The organism is Ideonella oryzae (assembly GCF_024055665.1).
GTDB lineage: Bacteria > Pseudomonadota > Gammaproteobacteria > Burkholderiales > Burkholderiaceae_C > Ideonella > Ideonella oryzae.
Genome location: NZ_JAMXMC010000016.1, coordinates 1 through 24,205 on the forward strand (window position 1 = coordinate 1; position 24,205 = coordinate 24,205).

Here is a 24,205-nt window from a genome sequence, read left to right on the forward strand (position 1 = left end):
CCAGCCCGGCAGACCCGAGTCCGCCAGCGCCGTCACCACCGACCACGACACCATCGCACCCACCATCAGCACTTCGCCGTGCGCAAAGTTGATCAGGCTGATGATCCCGTACACCATCGTGTAGCCCAGCGCCACCAGAGCGTACATGCTCCCCAACACCAAACCGTTGATGATCTGTTGAACGAAGATGTCCATTCAAAAACCTTGTTGTTGTGCGGCGAGCCGCGTCCAGCCTATGAGGCGCTCTATCGCACGGCTTGTGCCAGCTGGGGTAAGCACCAAGATGGTTCAGGGATAACCCCGCCGTTTTCGGGCCGAAACCACCCGTTTGCCCCGCCCCGGTGCCCTGCCATGCACATCTGCCGTGCGGCGATGGGGCGATGATCCACACCCCACTTTCGACGCCTAGTGCGGTTTTCCACACCGCCACCCCCACCGGGTTCCGAAACGCCGCACAGAACGCGGCGCCGGGTCGCTTCAGGGGTCTCGGCTTTGGGCACACTACGCACCCTGATGCCCGCGTCCTTCCCCGTTCTGTCCCCGCCGGATGCCCCGCCGCTGCGCCAGCGGCTGCTGCGTTCGGGCCTGCTGGTGCTGGGCGTGCTGGCCTGGGTGGCCCTGGGCAGCTGGGTGGGCTACCGCTGGAATGAACGGGCCGGGCTGGAGAACCTGTCCGCCGTGGCCAACGAGCGGCTGGAGCTCTATGCAGCCACGCTGGAGTCGGAGTTGGCCCGCTATGCCTACCTCCCCAGCCTGATCGCCGCCGATGCCGATGTGCGCGCCCTGCTGCTGCAGCCTCACTCCAGCACGGCCCGGGAAGCCGCCCGCCTGACCCTGGCCCGCATCGGTGTACGGGCCGGTGCATCCGAGGTGATGCTGACCGACGCCGAGGGCCACCTGCTGGTCAGCAGCGACCCCAACGGCGGCAGCACCCCCGCACCGGAATTGGCCAAGCCCGCGGACCACTTTGCCCGCAACCCCGGTGATGGCAGCACGGACTACCTTTTCGTCCACCCGGTGGTGCTGGAGGGCGCCAGCCGCGGCCAGGTTGTGCTCAAGCTCAATCTGGCCCCGCTGGAGGCCACCTGGGTCGACCTGGGCGCCCGCTCGCAGAGCGAGCGTCTGCTGGTGCTCGATGAGAGTGACACCGTGGTCATCACCTCGGTGCCCCGCTGGAAGTACCGCTGGCTGGCGCCCAACCCGGGCGAGATCGGGCCACTGGGACCGCCGCCCCATGCCAATGGTCAGCTCCAGCTGGCGGTGGATCGCCAGCTCAGCCCCTCGGTCAGCCTGGTGAGGGTCCCCACGGGGGACGGCACGCTGCCGCCGCGTCTGCTGCGCCAGGAGCGCTCACTGTGGGCCCTGGGCGGTCGCCTGCTGAGCCTGTCCGACCCGTCCGAGGTGTGGCGCCAGGCGCGCACCGCAGCCTGGGGCGGCGCGGCAGCCGGCGCCCTGGTGGCCAGCCTGCTGCTCTACCTCTTCTTCCGCCGCCGCGCCGAGCGCCAGCTGCTGCAGGCCCGCAATGCGCTGCAACAGGCGCACGACCAGTTGGAGCGCCAGGTGGACTTGCGCACAACCCAACTGCGCACAACCAACGAGGAGCTCAAGCGCCAGATCGCGCAGCGCGTGCTGGCCGAGGACGAACTGCAGCAGGCCAGCAAGCTGGCGGTGCTGGGCCAGATGTCCACCGGCATCTCGCACGAGATCAACCAGCCACTGACCGCGCTGCGGGTGCTCTCGCGCAACAGCCTGCGCCTGCTGGAGGTTGGCCGCCACGCCGATGTGGCCAGCAACCTGCGCACCATCGACGAAATGTCGGAGCGCATGGGCCGCATCGTCACCCAGCTGAAGTCCTTCGCCCGCAAGGACAGCCTGCGCCAGCAGCCGGTGTCGCCGGCCCTGGCCGTGCGCAACGTGCTGCTGATGCTGGACCACCGACTGCGCCACCAGGACGTGCAGGTCGTGCACGACGTGCCCGAGGCGCTGAGCGCCCAGGGCGATGCCAACCGGCTGGAACAGGTGCTGCTGAACCTGGCCGGCAACGCGCTGGACGCCATGGCCAGCACCGACGGTGCCGTGCTCAGCTTCCACGCACGGCGCGAAGGCGAGCGGGTGTGGATGTCGGTGGAGGACAACGGCCCGGGCATCGACGAGGCCCAGATGGCCCGCCTGTTCGAGCCCTTCTTCACCACCAAGCCCGCCGGCCAGGGCCTGGGCCTGGGCCTGGTGATCTCGGCCAAGATCGTGCGGGAGTTCGGCGGCACGCTGCGGGCGCAACGCACCGCCCAGGGCATGCGCTTCGAATTCGACCTGGCCGCCGAGGCGCCCTTCCCTTCGACCGAACACGGGCCCGCCAGCCCTTCCGAGGATGAACATGTTTGACGGCTACCACGTGATCTACATCGAGGACGACCCCCCGGTGCGCTCCAGCGTGGCGCAGACGCTGGAGCTCTCCGGCCTGGCGGTCAAGGCCTTCGGCACCGCCGAGGACGCCCTGCCCCACATCACCGAAGGGGCCCAGGCCATCGTCATCACCGATGTGCGCCTGCCGCGCATGGACGGCATGACGCTGCTGGAAAAGGTGCAGGAGATCGATGCCGGTCTGCCGGTGGTGGTGGTGACCGCGCATGGCGACATCTCGATGGCGGTGCGGGCCATGCGGGCCGGTGCCTACGACTTCCTGGAGAAGCCCTTCGACCCCGAGCGCTTCGTCGAGACCGCCATCCGCGCGCTGGACAAGCGGGTCATGCGCATGGCGCTGGAAGACCTGCGGACGCAGCTGCAGCAGCGCATCGGCATCGAGTCGGTGCTGCTGGGCCATTCCTCGGCCATGCAGGAGGTGCGGCGCAAGGTGCTGCGCCTGGCCGCCACCTCGGCCGACGTGATGATCCTGGGCGAGACGGGCACCGGCAAGGAGCTGGTGGCCCGCTGCCTGCACGACCAGAGCAACCGGCGCGACCGCAACTTCGTGGCGATCAATTGCGGCGGTCTGCCCGAAACCCTGTTCGAGAGCGAGCTGTTCGGCCACGAGCCGGGCGCCTTCACCTCGGCGGGCAAGCGCCGTATCGGCAAGATCGAGCACGCCAACGGCGGCACCCTGCTGCTCGACGAGATCGAATCGATGCCGATCCAGATGCAGATCAAGTTGCTGCGGGTGCTGCAGGAACGCAAGCTCGAGCGCCTGGGCTCCAACGAGGAACTGCCGATCAATCTGCGCGTGGTGGCGGCCACCAAGTGCGACCTGCGCGAACTGAGCGAGCAGCAGAAGTTCCGCGCCGACCTCTACTACCGCCTGAACGTGGCCCAGGTGCAGCTGCCGCCCCTGCGCGAGCGGCGCGAGGACATCCCGCTGCTGTTCGAGTACTTCGTCGGCCAGGCCGCCGAACGCTACGAACTGAGCGCGCCCGAGCTGAGCCCCGAGCGTCTGCGCGACCTGATGGCCCACGACTGGCCGGGCAATGTGCGGGAGATCCGCAACGCGGCCGACCGCTTCGTGCTGGAAGGCGACCTGGGCGAATTGCTGGCCGATGCCGGCAGCGACCCGGTGCCCCTGGCGCAGCAGATGGACAAGGTGGAAAAGGCCCTGATCGAGCAGGCGCTGCAGCGCTGCCAGGGTCGCATGCAGGATGTGATGCAGCAGCTGGGCACGCCCAAGAAGACGCTGTACGACAAGCTGCACCGGCACGGGATCGACCCCGGCCGCTTCCGCTGAAGAACGTTCCTCAGCGGTACACCGCCGGGTCGGGTGAATCGGTCGGGTGGGCAATCACCCGCTGCAGGGCCGGGCTCATCGGCAGCTGCAGGTTGATGTGCCGCGGCGGGATGGGCTGCAGGAACCACTTGGCGTAGATGGCCTGGATCTCGCCGCTGCGGTACAGGCCCGCCAGCACGTCATCCACCAGGCGCTTGAACACCGGATCGCCCTTGCGCAGCACCAGGGCATAGGGCTCGCTGGTCAGCGGCGTCGGGGCGATCATGTACTCGGCGGAATCGGGCGCCTCGGCCAGCAGGCTCTGCAGCAGCACGTCGTCCATGGCGTAGGCGGCGGCCTGGCGCGCCGTGACCATGCGGAAGCCCTCGATGTCGTAGAGCCCGGCCAGGATCTTCATCTCCAGCCCCCGGCGGCGGTTCTCAGCCTGCAGGAACTGGATGCTGGTGGTGGCCAGCGTGGTGGCCACCGGGCGGCCGCGCAGGTCGTCCAGGCTGAGCACCGGCGCGTCCTTGCGAGACAGCAGCTTGCTGCTGGCCACGAAGATGGTCAGAGAGAAGGCCACCTGGCTCTCGCGCTCAACATTGTGGGTGGTGACGCCGCATTCCAGGTCGGCCGTGCCGTTGGCCACCAGCGGCAGGCGGGTGGCCGAACTGACCCCCATCATCCGCACCTCCAGATCGGGCATCTCCAGGCGCTGACGCACCGCCCGCACCACCTGGCGGCACAGGTCCACGCTGTAGCCCACCGGCTGGCGGTCCAGGTTCAGGTAGGAGAACGGCGGCGAGGACAGCCGGTAGCCCACCGTGATCAGGCCGGTGTCATGGATCTTGCGCAGCGTGGGCGAAGCGGCGTACGCCGGCGGCTCGACCGCTGCCGCGGGCATTCCCCCCGCGAAGCCGAGGGCCATGGCCAGGAAGGCGAAGGAAAGGAAGGGGGACGCGCGGACTGCCATGGGGGGGACCTGTCGATCATTGTGACAAATCAGGGCGGGTGTCACCTGGGCACTGGCCCCAGGTCGAGAGGCGCCTTAGCATCCGCCCCATGCGCTCCGCTCCCGACTTCCGCGATCCGGCCTTTCTGCAGCAGCACCTGCTGCAGACCATGGCGTTCTACGATGGCCGCTGCGTGGACCCCCGTGGCGGGCTCTACCAGTTCTACCGGGACGACGGCAGCGTCTACGACCACACCACCCGGCACCTGGTGAGCAGCACGCGCTTTGTCGTGACCCACGCCATGATGGCCCGCCGCTTTCCCGATCATCCCCGGGCCGCGGGCTGGCAAGACACGGCCCGCCACGCCCTGCGCTTCGTGCAGGACATCCACCGTGACGAGGCCAACGATGGCTACCTGTGGCTGCTGCGCTGGCGCGACGGGCAGCGCGACGTGCTGGACGCCACCCAGCATGCCTATGGCCTGGCCTTTGTGCTGCTGGCCCAGGCCCAGGCCCTGCTGAGCGGGCTCGAAGAGGCCCGTCCGGCCCTGCAGCAAACCTTGGCGCTGATGGAACGGCACTTCTGGGAACCGGGCGCCAGCCTGTACGCCGACGAGGCTGGCCCCGACTGGACCCTGCACGCCTACCGGGGCCAGAACGCCAACATGCATGCCTGCGAAGCCCTGATGGCCGCCTTTGAGGCCACGGGCGACCGCTTCTGCCTGCAGCGTGCCCACGCCCTGGCGCAACAGGTCACCCAAACCCTGGCCGGGCGTTGCCATGGCTGGGTCTGGGAGCATTTCCACGCCGACTGGACGCCGGACTGGGACTTCAACCGGCACGACCCCGCCAACCTGTTCCGTCCCTGGGGCTACCAGGTCGGCCACTGGACGGAGTGGGCCAAGCTGCTGCTCACGCTGGAACGGCTCAGCCCACCGGACGCCGACACCGGCTGGATGCTGCCACGGGCCCGCGAACTGTTTGCGGCCGCCGTCCATCTGGGCTGGGACAACGTCCATGGCGGCCTGGTCTATGGCCTGGGGCCCCTGGGCGATCCGGCCACGGACACCCATCTGAAGGTGAGCGACGGCGACAAGTACCACTGGGTCCAGGCCGAGACCCTGGCCGCCGCGGCCGCGCTGGCCCAGCGCACCGGCGAAGGGGGCTACTGGGACTGGTACGACCGAATCTGGGCCTATGTCTGGCGCCACTTCGTGGATCACGACCACGGTGCCTGGTACCGCATCCTGGGGCCGGACAACCGCAAGCTGACCGACGAGAAGAGCCCTGCCGGCAAGGTGGATTACCACAACCTCGGCGCCTGCCACGAGGTGCTCGACACCCTGGCCCGCTGACTGAATCCGGGATTCCTCGCCCCCTGGCGAACAACACCGGGGTGCTTTCCGTGTTGTTTGACCGTTTCAGATTTCCCTGACTGCGTCACCATCGGCCCCAAGAGACCAATTGCCGCTGCGGGTCGCTCATGCCCTGCCTGCAGCCCAAGACAAGGGGACAGTGACCATGGGGATTCTTCGCATCGTGATGCGTGCAGGCAACCGCCTGATGCGCCGGCTGAGCATGCCGCTCAAGCTCTCCTTGCTGGGGAGCATGCTGCTGATTCCTCTGCTGATCAACGTGGTCACCGGTGCGCTGCACGACCAGGAGGCCATCCGCGTCACCCGGGCCGAGCGCCAGGGACTGGCGCTGGTGATGCCGCTGTCGCAAACGGCCTACGAAGTCCAGGTGCATCGCGGGCTGGCCAACCGAGTCATGCGCGGCGACGGCAGTGCGCAGGCGTCCCTGGCCCAAAGCGCTGAACGGCTCAAAGCCCACCTGGGCGAAGTCGACCAGGCGCTCGCCCAGACCGACGCGTTTGCCGCCAAGGATGAGTGGTCATCGCTGCGCACGGCGCTGGAGGGGCTCGCCGGCCCGACGGCCCAGGGCGAGCCCGCAGCCGTCTTTGCAGATCACACGGACCGCATCGAGGGCCTGCGCAACCTCATCACCACCGTGGCCGAGCGCTCTTCCCTGCTGCTCGACCCGGACGCCGACACCTACTTCCTGATGTCGCTGTCCACCCTGGAAGCCCTGCCCTGGACCGAGCACCTGGGGCAGGTTCGCGGACTGGGCGCCGGACTGCTGGCGGCCGGACAGGCCAGCGCCCAGGAGCGGGCCACCGTACTGGCCCACGGCGCTGCGCTCCAGTCCATCCTGCATGATGTGCAATTCTCGGTGGGTGCCCTCGGACGCGTCGACGTGGCCGCCCCCAAAGGCTGGCAGGAGGCCCGCGACAACACCGAGCGTCTGGCTCAGTCACTGAAGCAGAGCTTCGCCGCCGAGCCCTTGCAGGGCGATGCCGCCGGATTCTTCACCCAGGTCAGCAGCGTGATCGATGCGGTCAAGGGCTTCCAGGGCGCTGCCGCGCAGGAACTGAGCAAGCGCCTGACCCTGCGCGAGACGCATCTGGTGAACATGTTCTGGGTGAAGATGGGGGTCAGCGTGATCGGTCTGGTGCTGATGCTCTACCTGAGCTTCAGCTTCTACGGCAGCGTCATGGGCGCACTGCGCGCGCTCCAGCACAGCGTGAAGGCCATGTCCGCCGGCGACATGGCCCACAGCGTCAAGATCGAAGGCAGCGACGAGATCGCCGACATGGGCAATGGCATCGAGCAGATGTCGGGCCAACTCTCGGCCATGGTGGCCGACATCCGCAGCAGCGCCATCCGCGTGGGCTATGCCGGCCAGCAAGCCGCCGCCCGTGGCCAGGCTCTGGCCGAGCGCACCGACGCCCAGGCGGCCAGCCTGCGTCAGACCATGGCCACGGTCAGCCAGCTCAGCGAAGCGGTCACGGTCAATGCCCAGGCGGCCCAGGAACTCGACCACCTGACCCAGGCCCTGCGCGAGCGGGCCGAGGCCGGGGGCACTGCCATGCAGCAGACGGTGGGGGCCATGGGCTCGCTGGAGGGCAGCTCTCGCCGCATGAGCGAGATCATCAGCGTGATCGACGGCATCGCCTTCCAGACCAACATCCTGGCCCTGAATGCCGCCGTGGAAGCGGCCCGTGCGGGCGAGGCCGGCCGCGGCTTTGCCGTGGTGGCCACCGAGGTCCGGCAGCTGGCCCAGCGCAGTGCATCGGCGGCGGCGGAAATCCGCACGCTGATCGGCCAGTCCGGTGAAGAGGTGGCCCGCTCGGTCACCCGCATCCAATCGGTGGGACAGACCCTGAACCAGGTGGTGGACGGCGTGCGCAATGTGTCGGACCGCCTGCGCACCATCGCCGAGGCCAGCACCCAGCAAAGCGTGGGTCTGGCCGAGGTGACCAAGACCGTCGGCGCCTTGGAAGACATCACGCTGCAGAACGCGACCATGGTGGAGGAATCGGCCAAGGATGCCAGCGAACTGGTGCACCGGGCCCAGGCCCTGGGCGAAGCCGTCGCCTCGATCCGGCTGCGCCAGGGCAGCGCCGACGAGGCCTGCGCCCTGGTGGAGAAGGCCCACGCCCTGGTCAGCCGCGACGGCGTGGAGCGCGCCAGCCAGGTCTTCACCCGGGCCGATGGCGGCTTCATCGACCGCGACCTCTACATCTTCATCGTCGACCGCGAGGGCCGCTACCTGGTCCACGGCCTGAAGCCGGCCATGAACGGCCACCGCGTGCACGAACTGCCCGGCATCGACGGTGACCGCTTCGTGCACGAGGCCTGGGCCGCCGCCTCGGCCAATGGCCAGCACTGGGTGGAGTACGACATCGTCAACCCCGACACCGGCAAGGTGCAACCCAAGGCCAGCTATGTGGTGGCCCTGAACGACCGGCTGCTGCTGGGCTGCGGCATCTACCGCAGCACCAGCGCTGCCAGCGCCGTACCGTCATCGGCCGGGGCCGACCACCAGGCTGCTCCGGCCGGTTCCACCGCGGGCTCAATGCCCCAGGCTCTCCCCGCCTGAGACCACGGCCTCATCGGATTCGTGCAGCCGGGCCTCGCGCTGCGCCGCCCGGCGCAGCGCCTCGGGCCGCACCAGGTAGCTGTAGATCACCGGCACCACCAGCAGCGTCAGCAGCGTGGAGGTGAGCACGCCGCCGATGATGGCGCGTCCCATCGGCGCCTGGATCTCGCCGCCTTCGTTGAAGGCCAGCGCCATGGGCAGCATGCCGAACACCATGGCCGCGGTGGTCATGATGATCGGGCGCATCCGGATCAGGCCGGCCTCCTTCACCGCCTCGGCCACGCTCTTGCCCGCCCGCACCGCATGGTTGGCAAAGTCCACCAGCAAAATGGCGTTCTTCGTCACCAGCCCCATCAGCATGATCAGGCCGATCAGCGAGAACAGGTTGATGGTCGAGTGGGTGAGCAGCAGCGCCAGCATGACGCCGATCAGTGACAAGGGCAGCGAAGCCATGATGGCCAGCGGCTGCAGGAAGCTGCCGAACTGGCTGGCCAGCACGATGTAGATGAATACCACGGCCAGGGCCAGCGCCGCCACCATGTTGCCGAAGATCTCGGCCTGGTCCTTGGCCTGACCGCCCACGTCGAAGCGGTAGCCCGGTGGCAGCACGGTGGCCTGGATCAGCTTCTGCACATCCGCGCTCACGTCGCCCACGGCCCGGCCGGAGGCATGGTCCACGCCGGCATAGATGGCCTGGCGGCGCTCCAGGTTCTGGCGCTTGATGACCACCGGGTTCTCCACCGGCTCCACCGCGACCACCCGCTCCAGCGGAATGGGCGTGCCGTCCTTGGCGTAGGCCACCGGCAGCTGGCGCAGTTGGGCCACCTGCTGTCGGTCCAGGCTCTTCAAACGCAGCAGCACCTCCACCTGTTCGCCATCGGGCGTGGTCCAGTAGCTGGCCACATCGCCATTGACGTAGGTGCGCAGTGCCGTGGCCACCTGGGTGGTGCTCAGGCCCAGTTCGCGCACGGCACTGGGCTTGATGCGCACCGCATAGGCCGGCACACCGGGCTCCACCGAGCTCTGCAGATCGGTCACGCCCTTGATCTTCTTGATCTTGGCGCTCAGGTCGTTCGTGATCTGGTCCAGCACGGTGGGATCAGGCCCCAGGATCGCCACGTTGATCGGGCGGTTCCAGCCCAGGATGATCTGGATGCCCGGCACCGAGGCCAGCTCGTTGCGCAGCGCGTCCTCGAGCTCCTTCTGGGTGCGGTGGCGCTGCGCCTTGGGCTTGAGCACCAGGCCAATGCCCGCGGTGTTGCGGCCATCCTCGCCCCCGACGGTGGTGGTCATCGACTCCACCTCGGGGAACTTGGCACGGATGATGGTCTCGACCTGGCGGATCTTCTGGTCCGAGCGGGCCAGGCTGGAGCCCACGGGCAGCTTGACCTGCAGCTGGGTGAAGCCCTGGTCGGTCTCGGGAATGGTCTCCGCGCCGATCAAGGGCGCCAGCATCAGGGCCGCAATCAGAGAGAGCCCGGCCAACCACAGCACCATGCCACGTGGCGTGATGGTGGCCCAGCGCAGGCGGCGCGGGGCGGCACGGTCCACATCCCCCTGGGCGTTGACCGGATGGCCCCAGGCCGGCACCGGTGGCACCCACAGGCGGTAGCGGCGATGGCTGAAGGCCCAATCCACCAGCGCCGCATAGACCCTGTGCAGCACATCCATGCCGACATCCACCGCCTTCAGCAGATGGCGGATGACCGGCAGGCGGCGGAAACGGTCGGTGGGCGGATCGGGCCAGATGGACGACAGCATCGGGTCGAGTGTGAAGCTGACGAACAGGCTGACCAGCACCGCCACGGTCACCGTGATGCCAAAAGGGTAGAAGAACTTGCCGACGATGCCCTTCATGAAGGCCACGGGCACGAACACCGCGCAGATGGCGAAGGTGGTGGCCATCACCGCCAGGCCGATCTCCTCGGTGCCCTGGCGGGACGCCGTGAGGTGGTCCTTGCCCATGTCCACGTGGCGGACGATGTTCTCCCGCACCACGATGGCATCGTCGATCAGCAGGCCGATGCACAGCGACAGCGCCATCATGGTCATGAAGTTCAGCGTGAAGCCGAAGGCATAGACCGCGATGAAGCTGGCGATCACCGAGATCGGCAGCGTCAGGCCGGTGATGACGGTGGAGCGCCAGCTCTGCAGGAACAGGAAGACGATGGCCACCGTCAGCAGTGCGCCCTCGATCAGGGTGCGCTGCACGCCGTGCAGGGAGTCCTGCACCCAGTCGCTGTTGGCGTAGATGATGCGCAGCTCCACGCCCGGCGGCATGCTGCCCTGCATGCTTTCCACCGCCTCCTTGATGGACTCGCCGGCCCGGACGATGTTGGCGTCCTTCTGCTTGTAGACCTGCAGCGTGATGGCGGGGTCGCCGTTCACGCGGGACATGGACTCGGCTTCCTGGTCGGTCTCGACCACCTGGCCCAGGTCGCCCAGGGTGGTGACGCCATTGCCGGTGCGGGCAACGACGATCTGCGCGAAGTCCTTGGGATCACGCACCCGCCCCTCCACCCGCACGATGGCATCGGCGGTGCCGTTGCTGACCAGGCCCACCGGCTCGTCGGCATTGCTGCGCTTGAGGGCCGCCGCCACATCGGCCGGGGTGAGCGCCGCGGCGCGCAGACGGGCCGGATCCAGCTCCACCCGCACCTGGCGCACGTTCAGGCCGCTGGCCACGACGCGGGCCACGCCTTCGGCCCGCTCCAGGCGCTTGACCACGGTCTGGTCGGCCAGCAGCGAAATTTCACGCTCGCTGCGGTGGTGCCCCACCAGCGCCAGCACCACGGTGGGCTGGGCGTTGTCGTTGTCGAAGCGGCTGATGAACGGCGCCTTGGCATCCTCCGGCAGCGAGGCCTGCAGGGCCGCAATCTTCTCGCGCACATCCTGGTTGGCCTGGGAGATGTCGGCGTCGAGGTTGAACTCGACCACGGTCTCGCTGCGCCCTTCCAGGCTGTTGGAGCGGATCATCTTCACGCCAGCGATGCTGTTGAGCGCCGACTCGACCGGCTTGGTGATCTCGGTCTCCACTGCCGAGGGCGAGGCCCCGGGGTAGCTGATCGAGACAAACACCACCGGCGGGTTGATGTCGGGCATCTGCTCGACACCCAACCGCAGGTAGGAGAACAGCCCCAGCACACAAACCGCCACCATCATCATGGTGGCGAACACGGGGTTGTTGATGGCGACGCGGGTCATCCACATGAGGTCTTCCTCCGAGACGTGACGGGACGACGCGTCAGAGCGTCTTGGCCGGGCCCGAGGCGGCCGAGGCCGCCTGGGTGGCGTTCTGGATGCGGGCTTCCTGGCCTTCGCGCAGATTGTCGAAGCGGGCGGCCAGCACCTGGCTGCCGGCGGCCAGGCCGTCGGTGATCTCCACCAGACCGCGCGTTGCATCCCGGCGTCCGGTGGTCACCGTGCGGCGCAGCAGCTTGCCCTGCTCCAGGGTCCAGACATAGTCCTGCCCCGAGCTGGAGGACAGCGCAGTGACCGGCACCGTCAGGCGCGGCGCCCCCGCGGGCAGGGTCACGTTCGCGGTAGCGAACTGGCCGGCACGCAGCAACTCCTTGGGGTTGTCCAGCGTCAGCGTCACGCCGATGGAACGCGTCCCCACCTCGGCGGCCGGGGCGATGCGGGCCAGCTTGGCTTCGATGGGCTCCTCCACGCCTTCCACCTGCAGCTGGACCGACATGCCCGGATGCAGCTGACCGACCTCGTGGGTGCCGACGCTGCCGGCCATCTCCAGCTTGCGCAGGTCCACGATGGTCAGCAATTCCTGCTCGGCCGCGACCTTCTCGCCCGGCAGGGCGTGGCGCTTGGAGACGATGCCGCTGATGGGGGCGGCCAGGGCCGCCTCGCGCAGCTGGATGCGGGCCGTCTCCACCTGGGCCAGTGCGGCGTTGTACTGCGCCTTGGCACTTTCCAGCGAGGCCCGCGAGTTCTCCAGCGCGATCGGCGAGATGAACTTCTGCTCGGCCAGCCCCAGGTTGGAGTCATGGCTGCGCTGGGCCTGGGCCAGCACTGCCTTGGCTGCCTCGGCCTGGGCCGTCTTCTCGTTCAGGCGGGCGTTGAGTTCGGCCAGATCGATCACGCCCAGGGATTCCCCCTGGACCACCCGGCTGCCTTCGTCCACGCGCAGACTGACGAGCGTGCCGGCGGCCTTGGCACGGACCGTGACTGTCGATGGCGCCACCAGGGGGCCGGAGAAGGTGACGCGCCCGGGCAGGGCCATCTGCTGGGGTTGCACCACTTCCTGGGTGCTGAAGACCAGGGTGGCCTCCTTGGGCTTGTCATCCTTGGGCTGACCCGACTTCCGGGCCACCACCGCCCCCACCAGGACGACCAGCACCACCAGCGCTACCCCTCCGATCCACCTGCGTTGTCGCATGTCTGTTCCCGCCTCTTCTGTTGATTGCTCTCGTGGAGCGGTCGCAGTGTAGGGGCAGCCAGGCAAAAGAAAAGGCCCGGCGGACGAACCGTCCCCCGGGCCGATGAACTGCATCAGGCAGCGACGAACTGCGCCTGCTCAACGACGCGCTGCCGCGATGTCCGGCGTGGCCACCTGCACATCACCGCACTGCGCGCGGTGGCGCAGAGCGTGGTCGATGAGCACCAGGGCGAGCATGGCTTCCGCGATGGGCGTGGCCCGGATGCCGACACAAGGATCGTGGCGACCGAAGGTCTCCACCTGGGCAGGATGCCCCTGCAGATCGATCGAGCGGCGCGGGACGCGGATCGAGCTGGTGGGCTTGATGGCGATGTTGACAGTGATGTCCTGCCCAGTCGAGATGCCCCCCAGCACACCGCCGGCGTGGTTGCCGACGAAGCCCTCGGGGGTCAGTTCATCGCCATGTTCGCTGCCGCGCTGACGGACGGATTCGAAACCGGCCCCGATCTCCACCCCCTTGACCGCATTGATGCCCATCATTGCGTAGGCGATGTCAGCGTCCAGCTTGTCAAAGAGCGGTGCCCCCCAACCCACAGGCAGGCCCGACGCCTCGACATACAGGCGTGCGCCCACCGAGTCGCCCGATTTGCGCAAGGCGTCCATGTAGGCCTCGAGTTCGTCGGTCTTGCCGGCCGTGGCGGCAAAGAACGGGTTCTGCTCCACCTGACTCCAGTCGTCGCGGGGGATCTCGATCTCGCCGATGGCGGTCATGCAGCCCCGAATGCGAATGCCGAAATGCTCTGCCAGCCATTTGCGGGCCACTGCCCCCGCCCCGACCATGGGAGCGGTCAGGCGGGCTGAGCTGCGGCCGCCACCGCGGGGGTCGCGGATGCCGTACTTGTGCCAGTAGGTGTAGTCGGCATGGCCGGGCCGAAAGCTCTGGACGATGTTGCCGTAGTCCTTGCTGCGCTGGTCGGTGTTGCGGATCAGCAGGCAGATGGGGGTGCCGGTGGTCTTGCCCTCGTAGACGCCGGACAGGATTTCAACCGCATCGGGCTCGTTGCGCTGCGTGACGTGGCGGCTGGTGCCCGGCCGGCGACGGTCCAGCTCGGGCTGGATGTCGGCTTCGGAGAGCGCCATGCCAGGGGGGCAGCCATCAATGACGCAGCCGATGGCCGGGCCATGGCTCTCGCCGAAGTTGGTCACGCGGAAGAGTTCGCCAAAGGTGCTGCCGGACATGGGAATGGGGGCCGACCCGCCGCAAGGCGGACCGTGCCCTGCCTTGTTTCAGGGAGCCTCGATTTTATCGGTCGATGCACGAAAGAGGCCGAGGTGTGAAACAGGACCGCTTTTGGGCGCTCCTTTGCGCCTTCACAAGGCCCTGCTTTCGGCGACAGTGAGGGTACGCCTCGCATCTGCGTGTCTGTCCCATCCCATCCCGCATCCATGAAGGTCTCTGCCCCTGTCCAACCCCTGCTGCGCCGCCTGCGGCTGTGGGCCGGCCTGGGCGCTGCGCTGCCGCTGCAGAGCTGGGCGCAGCCCCTGGAGGCCAGCCGCACGCTCCCCGGGTGGCTCTGGAGCGGCGCCGCCCTGGGCGGCCTGGGGGGGCTGACGCTGCTGTGGCGCCTGGTACGCCAGCGCGGCACGGCGGACAAGGCCCTGGTCGAGACCATGCTCGACCACAGCCCGCAATGCCTGGCCCTGATCACCCCGGACGGACAGGTGGTTCGGGGCAACCGGACCGCCCGGCGCTGGATGCAGGCCTCTTTGCAGCCCCAGGCACCGGAGTCTGCGCCGCTCTGGCGTCACCCGATGTGGGGCCAGGACGGCCGACAGGGTGAGCGCTTGCGCATGGCCATTGCCCAGGCCGCCGGTGGGCGCATCGCCAAGCTGGAGCTGAGCAGCCTGGACGACCGTGGCGCCCCCCGGACGATGGAGATGACGGTGCGCCCTGTGGCCGCCCTGCCCGGCCAGCCCCAGGGACATCTGCTGATCGAGGCGCAGGACGTGACCGCACGACGCCAGGTCGAGGACAAGCTCCGTCTCGCGGCGGCCGTCTACGAACAGACCCGCGAAGGGGTCCTGATCGCCGACCTGAGGGGCGTGATCCTCTCGGTCAACCCAGCCTTCTGCGAGATCACGGCCTTCCAGGCGGAGGAACTGCAAGGACAGTCGATCCAGTTGCTCGCCCCGCTGCTGCAGGAAGCGGCGCTGCCCCAGGTGATGCAGGAAGAGCTTCGCCGGGACGGCCATTGGCAGGGGGAGGTGATCAGCATGCGACGCAACGGCGCGCCACTGACCGCCTGGGTGTCGCTGAGTCTGCGGCGCGACGCCGACCCGCGCAGCGGCCACCTGATCGCCATCGTGCACGATGTCACCTCGGTGCGGCAGGTCGAACAGAAGCTGCTGCGTCGGGACCACTTCGACGGTCTGACCGATCTGCCCAACCGGCAGCTGCTGGTGGACCGCATGACCCAGGCCCTGGCCCAGGCCCGGCGCCACCAGCAACCCCTGGCCCTGCTCTTCCTGGACGTGAACCAGCTGCGGCATGTCAACGACAACTTCGGCCACACCGCGGGAGACGGCATCCTGCGCGAAGTGGCCCTGCGCCTGCGCCAGAGCCTGCGCGAGGTCGACACGGTCGCTCGGCTGGGTGGGGACGAGTTCGCCGTGCTGCTGCCCGGTGCCACCGCCGAAGGCGCCACCCAGGTGGCCGACAAGCTCATCGAACGGCTGGCCCTGCCCTGTCGCGTCGAGGGCCATGAATTCAGCCTGACCTTCTCGATCGGCGTGGCCCTGTCACCCGACGACGCCGACACGCCCGAGGCCCTGCTGCGCTGTGCCGACACTGCGATGTACCGGGCCAAGCTCGAAGGCCGCGGCCGCTGGTGCTTCTACTCGGCCGACATGGTCAACCGCTCGGCCCGCCAACTGCAGCTGGAAGCCGCGCTGCGCCGGGCCGAGGAGCGCGACGAACTGGCGCTGGTCTACCAACCCCAGATCTGCCTGCATTCGGGCCGACTGGTCGGCATGGAGGCCCTGATCCGCTGGAAGCACCCCGAGCTGGGCATGATCTCGCCCGCCGAGTTCATCCCGCTGGCCGAAAGCAGCGGACAGATCCTGTCCATCGGCGCCTGGGTGATGCGCACGGCCGTGCACCAGATGAAGCAATGGATCGACGAGGGCCTGCCTTCGAACGTGGTGGCGGTCAACCTCTCGGCGGTGCAGTTCCGCGACCCTGGCTTGCCAGAGCTGGTTCAGAAGGTGCTCGACGACGCGGGCCTGCCGCCCAGCTGCCTGGAGCTGGAGCTGACCGAAAGCGTGGCGGCGCACAACCCGGCCGAGGCCGGCCAGATGATGGACCGGCTGCATGCCCTGGGCGTGCGCCTGTCGATCGACGACTTCGGCACCGGTTTTTCGTCGCTGAGCCACCTCAAGCGCTTCCCGATCCACACCCTGAAGATCGACCAGTCCTTTGTGCGCGACATCAGCACCGATCCGGACGACCGCGCCATCGTTCAGGCCATCATCCAGATGGCCCGCGCGCTGCGCCTGACCACCATCGCCGAGGGCGTGGAAACCGACGAGCAAGCCGCCTTCCTGCAATCGCATGGCTGCGAGGCTGCACAGGGCTACCGCTTCTGCAAGCCGCTGCCGCCAGAGGAAGCGCAGGCCTGGGTGCAAATCCACACCCGGCCGAACAGCGCCCCGCGGGAACTGGTCCTGCCCGCCACCGTCAAGGCTTGAGGGCCAGACTGCCCCGTCTGGCCGAGGTTCGCGCCGGCCCCGGACTCAGTGGGCCGCCAGGCCCTCGGAGGACGACGGTGTTTCGTCGCCCGGCCAATCCCGGATGTAGGCCTTGAGCATGCGGTTCTCGAAGTCCTGCGCCTCCACCACGGTCTTGGCAACGTCGTAGAACGAAATCACGCCCATCAGCGTGCGCCCGTTGAGCACGGGCATGTAGCGGGCGTGGCGGCCCAGCATCATGCGGCGCACCTCGTCGATCTCGGTCTCGGGGGTGCAGGTCAGGGGCGCATCGTCCATCACGCTACGCACCAGGCGGCTGCCGATGATCATGTTGTTGCCCACGATGGCGGCGATCACCTCACGGAAGGTGAGCATGCCGGTCAGGTCACCGTGCTCCATCACCACCACCGAACCGATGTCCTGCTCGGCCATGGTCCGCACGGCCTCGGCCAATGGAAGGTCCGGTGACACGGTGAACAGGGTGTTGCCCTTCACGCGCAGGATGTCGCTGACTTTCATGGTGGCTGTCTCCTCAGGCTGTGCCGACGGATGGGTATCGGGGTTGTCAACATAGCACACAATCGCCGGCTTTCTTACCCTGACGAACCAAGGGCCGCGCGAATCCACCCGATGGCGCAGCCCTACCCTCAGACGCTGCGTCACCCATGCAACTCACTGTCGACCACCATCCCGTGAAGCTGTCGCGCTGGGCGCCCTCGCCCGCCGGCCCGAATGCCCCCGCCCTGCTGCTGCTGCACGGCGCCCTCAACGACGCCAGCGTCTGGCACCGGTTGGGCCCGGCCTGTGCGGCGGCAGGCCACCAGGTGCTCGCGCCAGACCAACCCGCCCACGGCGGCAGCGCCGGCCCGCTGCTGCCGGACATCGACGCCCTGGCCGCCTGGGTACTGCGGGTGGCGGATGCCGCCGGACTGGATCGCTTCAGCGTGGCCGGCCACAGCATGGGGTCGTTGATCGCCCTGGAAGTCGCAGCGCAGGCGCCCGAGCGCGTCGCGCACCTGCTGCTGCTGGGCACCGCCTTTCCGATGCGGGTCAGCCCCGCCCTGCTGGAATCGGCCGTGGCCACGCCCGAGGCGGGCATGGACCTGATCAACACCCTGTCCTATTCGCCCGCGGCGGCCGCCCAGACCGAGGGGCCGCTGGCCGAGGCCCGTGCCGCCAGCCGAGCCCTGATGGCCCGCACCCAGGCCGGCTGCACCGAGGGCAACCTCTTCCTGCACGACTTCCAGCTCTGTGACCGCTACACCGATGGCCTGGCCGCCGCCGCGCGGGTGCGCTGCCCGGTCACGCTGATCCAAGCCGAGGCCGACCGCATGACACCGGCCAAGGCCACGGTGGCCCTGGTGGAGGCCCTGAAGGCCGAGGTGCGGATGGTGCCCGGCGGACACACGATGCTGCAGGAGCAGCCCGAGGCCGTCGCGCGGGCGGTGCTGGCGGCGCTGGGCGCGGCGACCTGAAAGTGCCCGGGGCTCAGGCCGGGCTGCCGGCGGTGGCGGACGCCGCAGCGGCCGCGATGCCGGGCTTCAGCGCCGCGAGCATCTCACGCACCATCTCCTGCAGGCCGAAGCGCGGGGTCCAGCCCCAGTCGGCCAGGGCCTCGCGGTCGTCCAGCGAACGCGGCCAGCTGTCGGCGATGGCCTGGCGGAAGTCCGGAGCGTAGTCGATCGTGAACTCGGGCAGCTCGGCCCGAATGGCCTGGGCGATCTGTGCCGGGGTGAAGCTGATGCCCGCCAGGTTGTAGGCCTTGTACTGGGGCAAGCGCGCCAGCGGCGTCTCCATCAGCTCCAGCGTGGCACGGATGGCGTCGTCCATGTACATCATTGGCAGCGCCGTGTCCTGGCCCAGGAAACTGGTGTAGCGGCCCGCGCGCAGCGCCTCGTGGAAGATCTCCACCGCGTAGTCGGTGGTGCCGCCCCCGGGCGCGGTCTTCCAGCTGATCAGGCCGGGGTAGCGCACGGTGCGCACGTCCACACCGTGGTTGCGCCGGTACCAGGCGCACCAGCCCTCCCCCGCCAGCTTGGAGATGCCGTAGACGGTGGTGGGCTCCATCACCGTCTGCTGCGGCGTCTGGTCACGCGGGGTGCTGGGACCGAAAGCCGCGATGGAGCTGGGCCAGAACACGCGCTCCAACTGGTGGGTGCGGGCCAGCTCCAGCACGTTGAGCAGGCCCTTCATGTTCAGGTCCCAGGCCCACATCGGGTGCTGCTCACCGCGGGCGGACAGCGCCGCCGCCAGGTGGTAGATCTGGGTGATGCCGTGGCGCTCGACCACCGCGGTCAGGGCCGCGGCATCGGTCACGTCCAGGGCTTCATGGGCCAAGCCGGGCACGCGGCCCCGGGGCGACAGGTCGCTGGTCACCACGGCCTCGCGGCCATGACGCTCGGCCAGCACGCCGGCCAGGTCGGTGCCGATCTGGCCGTTGGCGCCGATGATCAGGATGCGGGGCGTGCTCACCGGGCGTCCCCTTTCAGCAGCCCCAGCCCGCGCCCGGCCTGGGCAAAGGCGGCCACCGCGCGCTCGAGCTGGGCGCGGTCGTGCGCGGCGCTGAGCTGCACGCGGATGCGGGCCTGACCCTGCGGCACCACCGGGTAGAAGAAGCCCACCACATAGACGCCCAGCTCCAGCAGGCGCGCGGCCAGCTGCTGCGCCTTGACGGCGTCGTAGACCATGATGGGCACGATGGGGTGCTCGCCCGGCTTGATCTCGAAACCGGCCTCGACGATAGCCCGGCGGAAGTAGGCGGTGTTGTCGGCCAGCTTGTCGCGCAGCGCCGTGGAGCCCTCCAGCAGGTCCAGCACCTTCAGCGAGGCGCCGACGATGGACGGCGCCACGGTGTTGGAGAACAGGTAGGGCCGCGAGCGCTGGCGCAGCAGCTCCACCACCTCCTTGCGGGCCGCGGTGAAGCCGCCCGAGGCACCGCCCAGGGCCTTGCCCAGGGTGCCGGTGATGATGTCCACCTTGCCGAAGATGCCGCGGTGCTCGTGGGTGCCGCGGCCGGTTTTGCCCATGAAGCCGGTGGCGTGGCTTTCGTCCACGCCCAGCAGCGCGCCGAAGCGATCGCACAGCGCGCGGATGCGGTCGAGCTGGGCGATGGTGCCGTCCATCGAGAACACGCCGTCGGTGAACACCAGGATGAAGCGCGCACCACCGGCGCGGGCCTCCTCCAGGCAGCGCTCCAGATCGGCCATGTCGTTGTGGGTGTAGCGCCAGCGACGGGCCTTGCACAGGCGGATGCCGTCGATGATGGAGGCGTGGTTGAGCGTGTCGCTGATGATCGCGTCCTGCTCGCCCAGCAGTGGTTCGAACAGGCCGCCGTTGGCGTCGAAGGCCGCCACGTAGAGGATGGCGTCCTCGGTGCCCAGGAAGCGGGCCAGCCGGCCTTCCAGGGTCTTGTGCAGATCCTGGGTGCCGCAGATGAAACGCACCGAGCTCAGGCCGTAGCCATGGGTGTCCAGGGCCTCATGGGCCGCGGCGATCACCTCCGGGTGGCTGGACAGGCCCAGGTAGTTGTTGGCGCACAGGTTGATCACCTCGCGGCCATCGGTGGTGCGCACCAGGGCACCCTGCGGCGTGGTCAGGATGCGCTCGCTCTTGTAGAGACCGTCCTCGCGCAGGGTCTGCAGCTCCTGGCGCAGGTGGGCATAGAAGGCGTCGGTGGACGCGTGGGCATCAGACATGGTGGAGTCCTTGGCAGGTGAACGGGTGGCTCACATCGTGTTCAATAACTGTTCGTTTGTTCGATATATCGAACATGAGTGCAGTATCATGACGACATCCCGATCCGTCAAGCCTGGACGCTGAAAGACCACCATGTCGCGCGTGCCCTCTTCCGAACCCCCTCGCGTCGGCCAGACGCTCGCCAGTCTGCGCCAGGCCCGCGGCCTGTCGCTGGACGAGCTCTCGCGCCAGGCCGGTGTCTCGAAGTCCATGCTCTCGCAGATCGAGCGAAACCAGGCCAATCCGACGGTGGCGGTGGTCTGGCGCCTGGCCAATGCGTTGGGCGTGCCGATGGCCGAGCTGCTCAGTGGTGAGGAACCGGGCGCACCGGCGATGGTGACGGTGCCCCCGCATGCCATCCCGTCGCTGCGCAGCCCGGACGGGCTGTGCGAGCTGCGCATCCTGGGGCCGATCGAGTTGGCTGGGCAGTTCGAGTGGTACGAGCTGACCGTGCAGCCTGGCGGCGTGCTGGCCAGCGAGCCGCATGAGCCGGGCACCCGCGAGCACCTGACCGTGCACACGGGCACCCTGGCGGTGGAGGCTGGCGAGCAGACCCAGGTGCTGGAGCCTGGCGACACGGCCCGCTATGCCGTCGACCTGCCCCACGCCATCCGCAACACCGGCCGTGAAGCCGCCCGGGCGCTGCTGGTGGTGGTGCACGCCGGCTGAACCGGCGTTCTCAGCCCTTCAGCAATTCGGCCAGGGACATCTGCGCCAGGCCGGTCCGCTGCCGGAACGCCTGGGCGGCCGACTGGGGGGCCAGCAGCAAGGCGTCCACCAAAGGAGTCGCTGGCGTGCTGGCTGGGTCGCACAACAGGGTGTGGCGCTGGCCACCGCCCTCGTCCAGCCGCCCCACCCAATCATGCGCGATCAAGGTGTCCAGCACGGGTTCGATCTGCAGGGGGTCCACCCGCAGCCGCGAGGCCACCGCGTCCAGTGTCAAGCCACCCTGCCCCGCACGTCGCGCCTCCTCCAGCACACGCAGCACCGCAATGGCCAGCGCAAAGGCCCGCCCCGGCACATCGGGCTGACGCACCACCCGCATTTGCAGGCTGGGCGCATAGGCGGCGATCACCGCGCCGCACAACACGATCACCCACACCAGGTAGAGCCACAGCAGAAAGATGGGCACGGTGGCAAAGGCCCCATAGATGGCCGAGTAGGTGGCGACCGAGCCGACGTACCAGGCCAGCACCGATTTCGCCAGTTCGAAGGTGACCGCGACGAACAGCGCCCCGCCCAGCGCGTGGCGCCAACGCACATGGGTGTTGGGCACGTAATAGAACAGGGCCGCCGTGGCGCCAGCCTGCATCAGGAACTCCACCACGTCGAGCACGAAACGCACCCCGCCCGGCAGGGCCCCCACCAGGCCCTTGGACGCCGACAGCGCGTAGGAGGTCAGGCTCAGGCTCACCCCCAGCACCAGCGGTCCCAATGTCAGCGCGGCCCAGTAGACCAGCACCCGCTGGGCGATGGGCCGCGGCTTGCGCACCCGCCAGATGCCGTTCAGGGTGCGGTCGATGGTCAGCATCAGCGAAATGGCGCTGGCCAGCAGAAACAACAACCCTGCCCCGCCCACCTTGTTGGCCTTGCTGGCGAACTGGGTCAGGGTGACCAGCACCGGCTTGGCGATCGCATCGGGCACCAGGCTCTGCAGGAAGTACTTCTGCAGCGCCACCTGGAACTTGGCGAACACCGGGAAGGCGGTGAACAAGGCCAACATCACCGTCAGCAACGGCACCAGTGCGATCAGCGTCGTGAAGGTCAGGCTGCCGGCACTCAGACCCAAGCGGTCTTCGCGAAAGCGCATCCGCAGCGTGCGGACCGTGTCGAACCAGGGCCAGGTTCGCAGTGTGGTGAACAGCAGGCCCACCTGCGATGTCCAGTGGGCCCGCAGGGCGGTGATCCAAGTCATGCCGGCTATCATGCCAAACATGTCGGAGACTCCGTTGGTGACCCTGGCGCCGGACGGCGTCGTCCGCGCCACGCGCGCCATCGCGCTGGCCAGCCTGATCGGCCTGATCGTGCTGGGCCTGGCCTGGGAACTGTGGCTGGCCCCCACGGGCAACGGCAGCCTGGCGCTCAAGGTCGTGCCGCTGCTGGTGCCAGTGCTGGGGCTGTGGCGCCATCGTCTCTACACCTACCGCTGGGTCAGCCTGCTGGTCTGGCTCTACTGCACCGAGGGCCTGGTGCGTGCCACCAGCGAACACGGACCGGGCCGCTGGCTGGCCTGGCTGGAGGTGCTGCTGTGCCTGCTGCTGTTCACGGCCAGTGCCTGGCAGGTGCGCTGGCGCCTGCGTCGTGCTCACCTGGCCCAACAGGAAGGCAGCGCCCCATGAGCCATGCCCTGCTGACCGAACTGCGTGAACTGCTGGGCCCGGCCCATGTGCTGACCGATGGCGACCTGAGCGCCTGGGAGCGCGACTGGCGCAAGCGCTACCATGGCAAGGCGCTGGCGGTGGTGCGCCCCGGCAGCACCGAGGAGGTGGCGGCCGTGGTGCAGGCCTGCGGGCTGCATGACGTGAGCATCGTGCCGCAAGGCGGCAACACCGGCCTGGTCGGCGGCGGCGTGCCCGATGCCAGCGGTCGGCAGGTGCTGTTGAGCCTGTCCCGCATGAACCGCGTGCGGGCCATCGACCCGGCCAACCTGACGATGACGGTGGACGCGGGCTGCATCCTGCAGCAGGCCCAACAAGCCGCCGACGATGCCGGCCTGCTCTTCCCGCTGAGCCTGGCGGCCGAAGGCAGTTGCACCCTCGGCGGCAACCTCTCGACCAATGCAGGTGGCACCCAGGTGCTGCGCTACGGCAATGCCCGCGAACTGTGCCTGGGCCTGGAGGTGGTGACCGCCACCGGCGAGGTGTGGGATGGCCTGAGCGGCCTGCGCAAGGACAACACCGGCTACGACCTGCGTGACCTCTTCATCGGCAGCGAAGGCACCCTCGGCATCATCACCGGAGCCACGTTGAAGCTCTATCCGCGCCCTGTGGGCCGCCGCACAGCGCTCGCGGCAGCGCAGGGCTTGCCCCAGGCCGTCGCCCTGCTGGAGCTGGCCCGCCGCCACCTGGATGCCGGCCTGACCGGCTTCGAGGTGATGAGCGCCTTCTCGCTGCAACTGGTCGGCAAGCACTTCCCGCAGATCCCCAACCCCTTCCCCACCGCGCCCTGGTCCATCCTGCTGGAACTGGTGGCGAGCGACGACGGCCAGGCACAGACGGCGCTGGAATCGATGCTGGAACTGGCGCTGGAACAGGGGCTGATCGACGACGCGGTGGTGGCAGAAAGCCTGGCCCAATCGCATGCCCTGTGGCATCTGCGCGAGTCGATCTCGCTGGCGCAGAGCGAGGAAGGCCTGAACATCAAGCACGACATCTCGCTGCCGGTGTCGGCCATCCCGGCCTTTGTCGCGCAAACCGATGCCGCGTTGCAAGCGCGGGTGCCCGGCGTGCGGCTGGTGAACTTCGGCCACCTGGGCGACGGCAACCTGCACTACAACGTCCAGGCGCCCGAGGGCGATTCGGCCTCCGCGTTCCTGGCCGCCCATGAAGAGGCCTTCAACGCGCTGGTCTACGACGCAGTCTGCCGCTTCGGTGGTTCGATCTCGGCCGAGCACGGCATTGGCGCTCTCAAGCGGGAGCAGTTGCCCCACTACAAGTCACCAGTGGCCCTGCGCCTGATGCGGCAGATCAAATCGGCGCTGGACCCGCTGGGGCGGCTGAACCCGAATCGGGTGTTGTGAGCAGCG

The 24,205-nt window shown here is 68.6% G+C and carries 18 protein-coding genes; 9 read left to right on the forward strand and 9 right to left on the reverse strand.

The genetic code is table 11. From position 1 onward, the window contains the following. Window positions 1-195 (reverse strand): ABC transporter permease subunit (locus M0L44_RS20325; protein ID WP_435526385.1); only part of this gene is annotated, 195 nt, incomplete at its 3' end. A 318-nt stretch (window positions 196-513) separates the two neighbouring features. Between M0L44_RS20325 and M0L44_RS20330 the strand changes: the two genes are divergently transcribed. Continuing rightward, window positions 514-2,382, forward strand: a complete 1,869-nt coding sequence (locus tag M0L44_RS20330; RefSeq protein WP_252772014.1) for a sensor histidine kinase — start codon at window positions 514-516, stop codon at window positions 2,380-2,382. Continuing rightward, the gene (locus tag M0L44_RS20335) at window positions 2,369-3,712 is read left to right on the forward strand and encodes a sigma-54-dependent transcriptional regulator (protein ID WP_252772015.1); all 1,344 of its coding nucleotides are present in this window, start codon (window positions 2,369-2,371) and stop codon (window positions 3,710-3,712) included. Before M0L44_RS20330 ends, M0L44_RS20335 begins: the two co-directional genes overlap by 14 nt. A gap of 10 nt (window positions 3,713-3,722) precedes the next feature. Here M0L44_RS20335 and M0L44_RS20340 read toward each other — a convergent pair whose 3' ends face one another. Beyond that, window positions 3,723-4,664, reverse strand: a complete 942-nt coding sequence (locus tag M0L44_RS20340) for an amino acid ABC transporter substrate-binding protein (RefSeq protein ID WP_252772016.1) — start codon at window positions 4,662-4,664, stop codon at window positions 3,723-3,725. Between the two features lie 89 nt (window positions 4,665-4,753). Here M0L44_RS20340 and M0L44_RS20345 point away from each other — a divergent pair, with 89 nt between their 5' ends. Next, window positions 4,754-5,998 carry an AGE family epimerase/isomerase gene (locus M0L44_RS20345; protein WP_252772017.1) on the forward strand — a complete coding sequence of 415 codons (1,245 nt, stop codon included), beginning with the start codon at window positions 4,754-4,756 and terminating at the stop codon, window positions 5,996-5,998. A 166-nt stretch (window positions 5,999-6,164) separates the two neighbouring features. Then, window positions 6,165-8,585 carry a methyl-accepting chemotaxis protein gene (locus tag M0L44_RS20350; RefSeq protein ID WP_252772018.1) on the forward strand — a complete coding sequence of 807 codons (2,421 nt, stop codon included), beginning with the start codon at window positions 6,165-6,167 and terminating at the stop codon, window positions 8,583-8,585. Here M0L44_RS20350 and M0L44_RS20355 read toward each other — a convergent pair. The 3 genes from M0L44_RS20355 to aroC all read right to left on the reverse strand — a co-directional run bounded on the left by M0L44_RS20355 (window position 8,559) and on the right by aroC (window position 14,217). Beyond that, window positions 8,559-11,795, reverse strand: coding sequence for an efflux RND transporter permease subunit (locus M0L44_RS20355; RefSeq protein WP_252772019.1), 3,237 nt, complete (start codon window positions 11,793-11,795; stop codon window positions 8,559-8,561). The two genes, M0L44_RS20350 and M0L44_RS20355, sit on opposite strands and share 27 nt — an antisense overlap. Before the next feature lie 34 nt (window positions 11,796-11,829). After that, window positions 11,830-12,978 carry an efflux RND transporter periplasmic adaptor subunit gene (locus tag M0L44_RS20360; RefSeq protein WP_252772020.1) on the reverse strand — a complete coding sequence of 383 codons (1,149 nt, stop codon included), beginning with the start codon at window positions 12,976-12,978 and terminating at the stop codon, window positions 11,830-11,832. Between the two features lie 138 nt (window positions 12,979-13,116). Continuing rightward, window positions 13,117-14,217, reverse strand: a complete 1,101-nt coding sequence (aroC, locus tag M0L44_RS20365; RefSeq protein ID WP_252772021.1) for a chorismate synthase — start codon at window positions 14,215-14,217, stop codon at window positions 13,117-13,119. Between the two features lie 207 nt (window positions 14,218-14,424). On the opposite strand from aroC, the gene M0L44_RS20370 reads away from it, so the two are divergent. After that, window positions 14,425-16,725: a putative bifunctional diguanylate cyclase/phosphodiesterase gene (locus M0L44_RS20370; RefSeq protein ID WP_252772022.1), complete on the forward strand. Its 2,301-nt coding sequence runs from the start codon at window positions 14,425-14,427 to the stop codon at window positions 16,723-16,725. Between the two features lie 45 nt (window positions 16,726-16,770). Here the strand turns inward: M0L44_RS20370 and M0L44_RS20375 are convergent, their stop codons facing one another. Next, window positions 16,771-17,244, reverse strand: coding sequence for a CBS domain-containing protein (locus M0L44_RS20375; protein ID WP_252772023.1), 474 nt, complete (start codon window positions 17,242-17,244; stop codon window positions 16,771-16,773). A gap of 146 nt (window positions 17,245-17,390) precedes the next feature. Between M0L44_RS20375 and M0L44_RS20380 the strand changes: the two genes are divergently transcribed. Then, window positions 17,391-18,200 (forward strand): alpha/beta fold hydrolase, encoded by an 810-nt coding sequence (locus tag M0L44_RS20380; RefSeq protein WP_252772024.1) that lies wholly within the window; start codon window positions 17,391-17,393, stop codon window positions 18,198-18,200. Window positions 18,201-18,213: 13 nt separating this feature from the next. Here M0L44_RS20380 and M0L44_RS20385 read toward each other — a convergent pair whose 3' ends face one another. Both M0L44_RS20385 and kbl read right to left on the reverse strand, forming a co-directional pair. Then, window positions 18,214-19,197: an NAD-dependent epimerase/dehydratase family protein gene (locus tag M0L44_RS20385; protein WP_252772025.1), complete on the reverse strand. Its 984-nt coding sequence runs from the start codon at window positions 19,195-19,197 to the stop codon at window positions 18,214-18,216. After that, window positions 19,194-20,420 carry a glycine C-acetyltransferase gene (gene kbl / locus M0L44_RS20390; protein ID WP_252772026.1) on the reverse strand — a complete coding sequence of 409 codons (1,227 nt, stop codon included), beginning with the start codon at window positions 20,418-20,420 and terminating at the stop codon, window positions 19,194-19,196. The genes M0L44_RS20385 and kbl overlap by 4 nt, the downstream gene beginning before the upstream one ends. A gap of 133 nt (window positions 20,421-20,553) precedes the next feature. On the opposite strand from kbl, the gene M0L44_RS20395 reads away from it, so the two are divergent. Beyond that, window positions 20,554-21,129: a helix-turn-helix domain-containing protein gene (locus tag M0L44_RS20395; RefSeq protein ID WP_252772027.1), complete on the forward strand. Its 576-nt coding sequence runs from the start codon at window positions 20,554-20,556 to the stop codon at window positions 21,127-21,129. Window positions 21,130-21,139: 10 nt separating this feature from the next. Here the strand turns inward: M0L44_RS20395 and M0L44_RS20400 are convergent, their stop codons facing one another. After that, window positions 21,140-22,375, reverse strand: coding sequence for a YihY family inner membrane protein (locus M0L44_RS20400; RefSeq protein WP_252772028.1), 1,236 nt, complete (start codon window positions 22,373-22,375; stop codon window positions 21,140-21,142). Between the two features lie 19 nt (window positions 22,376-22,394). On the opposite strand from M0L44_RS20400, the gene M0L44_RS20405 reads away from it, so the two are divergent. Both M0L44_RS20405 and M0L44_RS20410 read left to right on the forward strand, forming a co-directional pair. Next, window positions 22,395-22,799: a DUF2069 domain-containing protein gene (locus M0L44_RS20405; protein ID WP_252772029.1), complete on the forward strand. Its 405-nt coding sequence runs from the start codon at window positions 22,395-22,397 to the stop codon at window positions 22,797-22,799. Beyond that, window positions 22,796-24,199: an FAD-binding oxidoreductase gene (locus M0L44_RS20410; RefSeq protein ID WP_252772030.1), complete on the forward strand. Its 1,404-nt coding sequence runs from the start codon at window positions 22,796-22,798 to the stop codon at window positions 24,197-24,199. Before M0L44_RS20405 ends, M0L44_RS20410 begins: the two co-directional genes overlap by 4 nt. Window positions 24,200-24,205 lie beyond the last annotated feature (6 nt).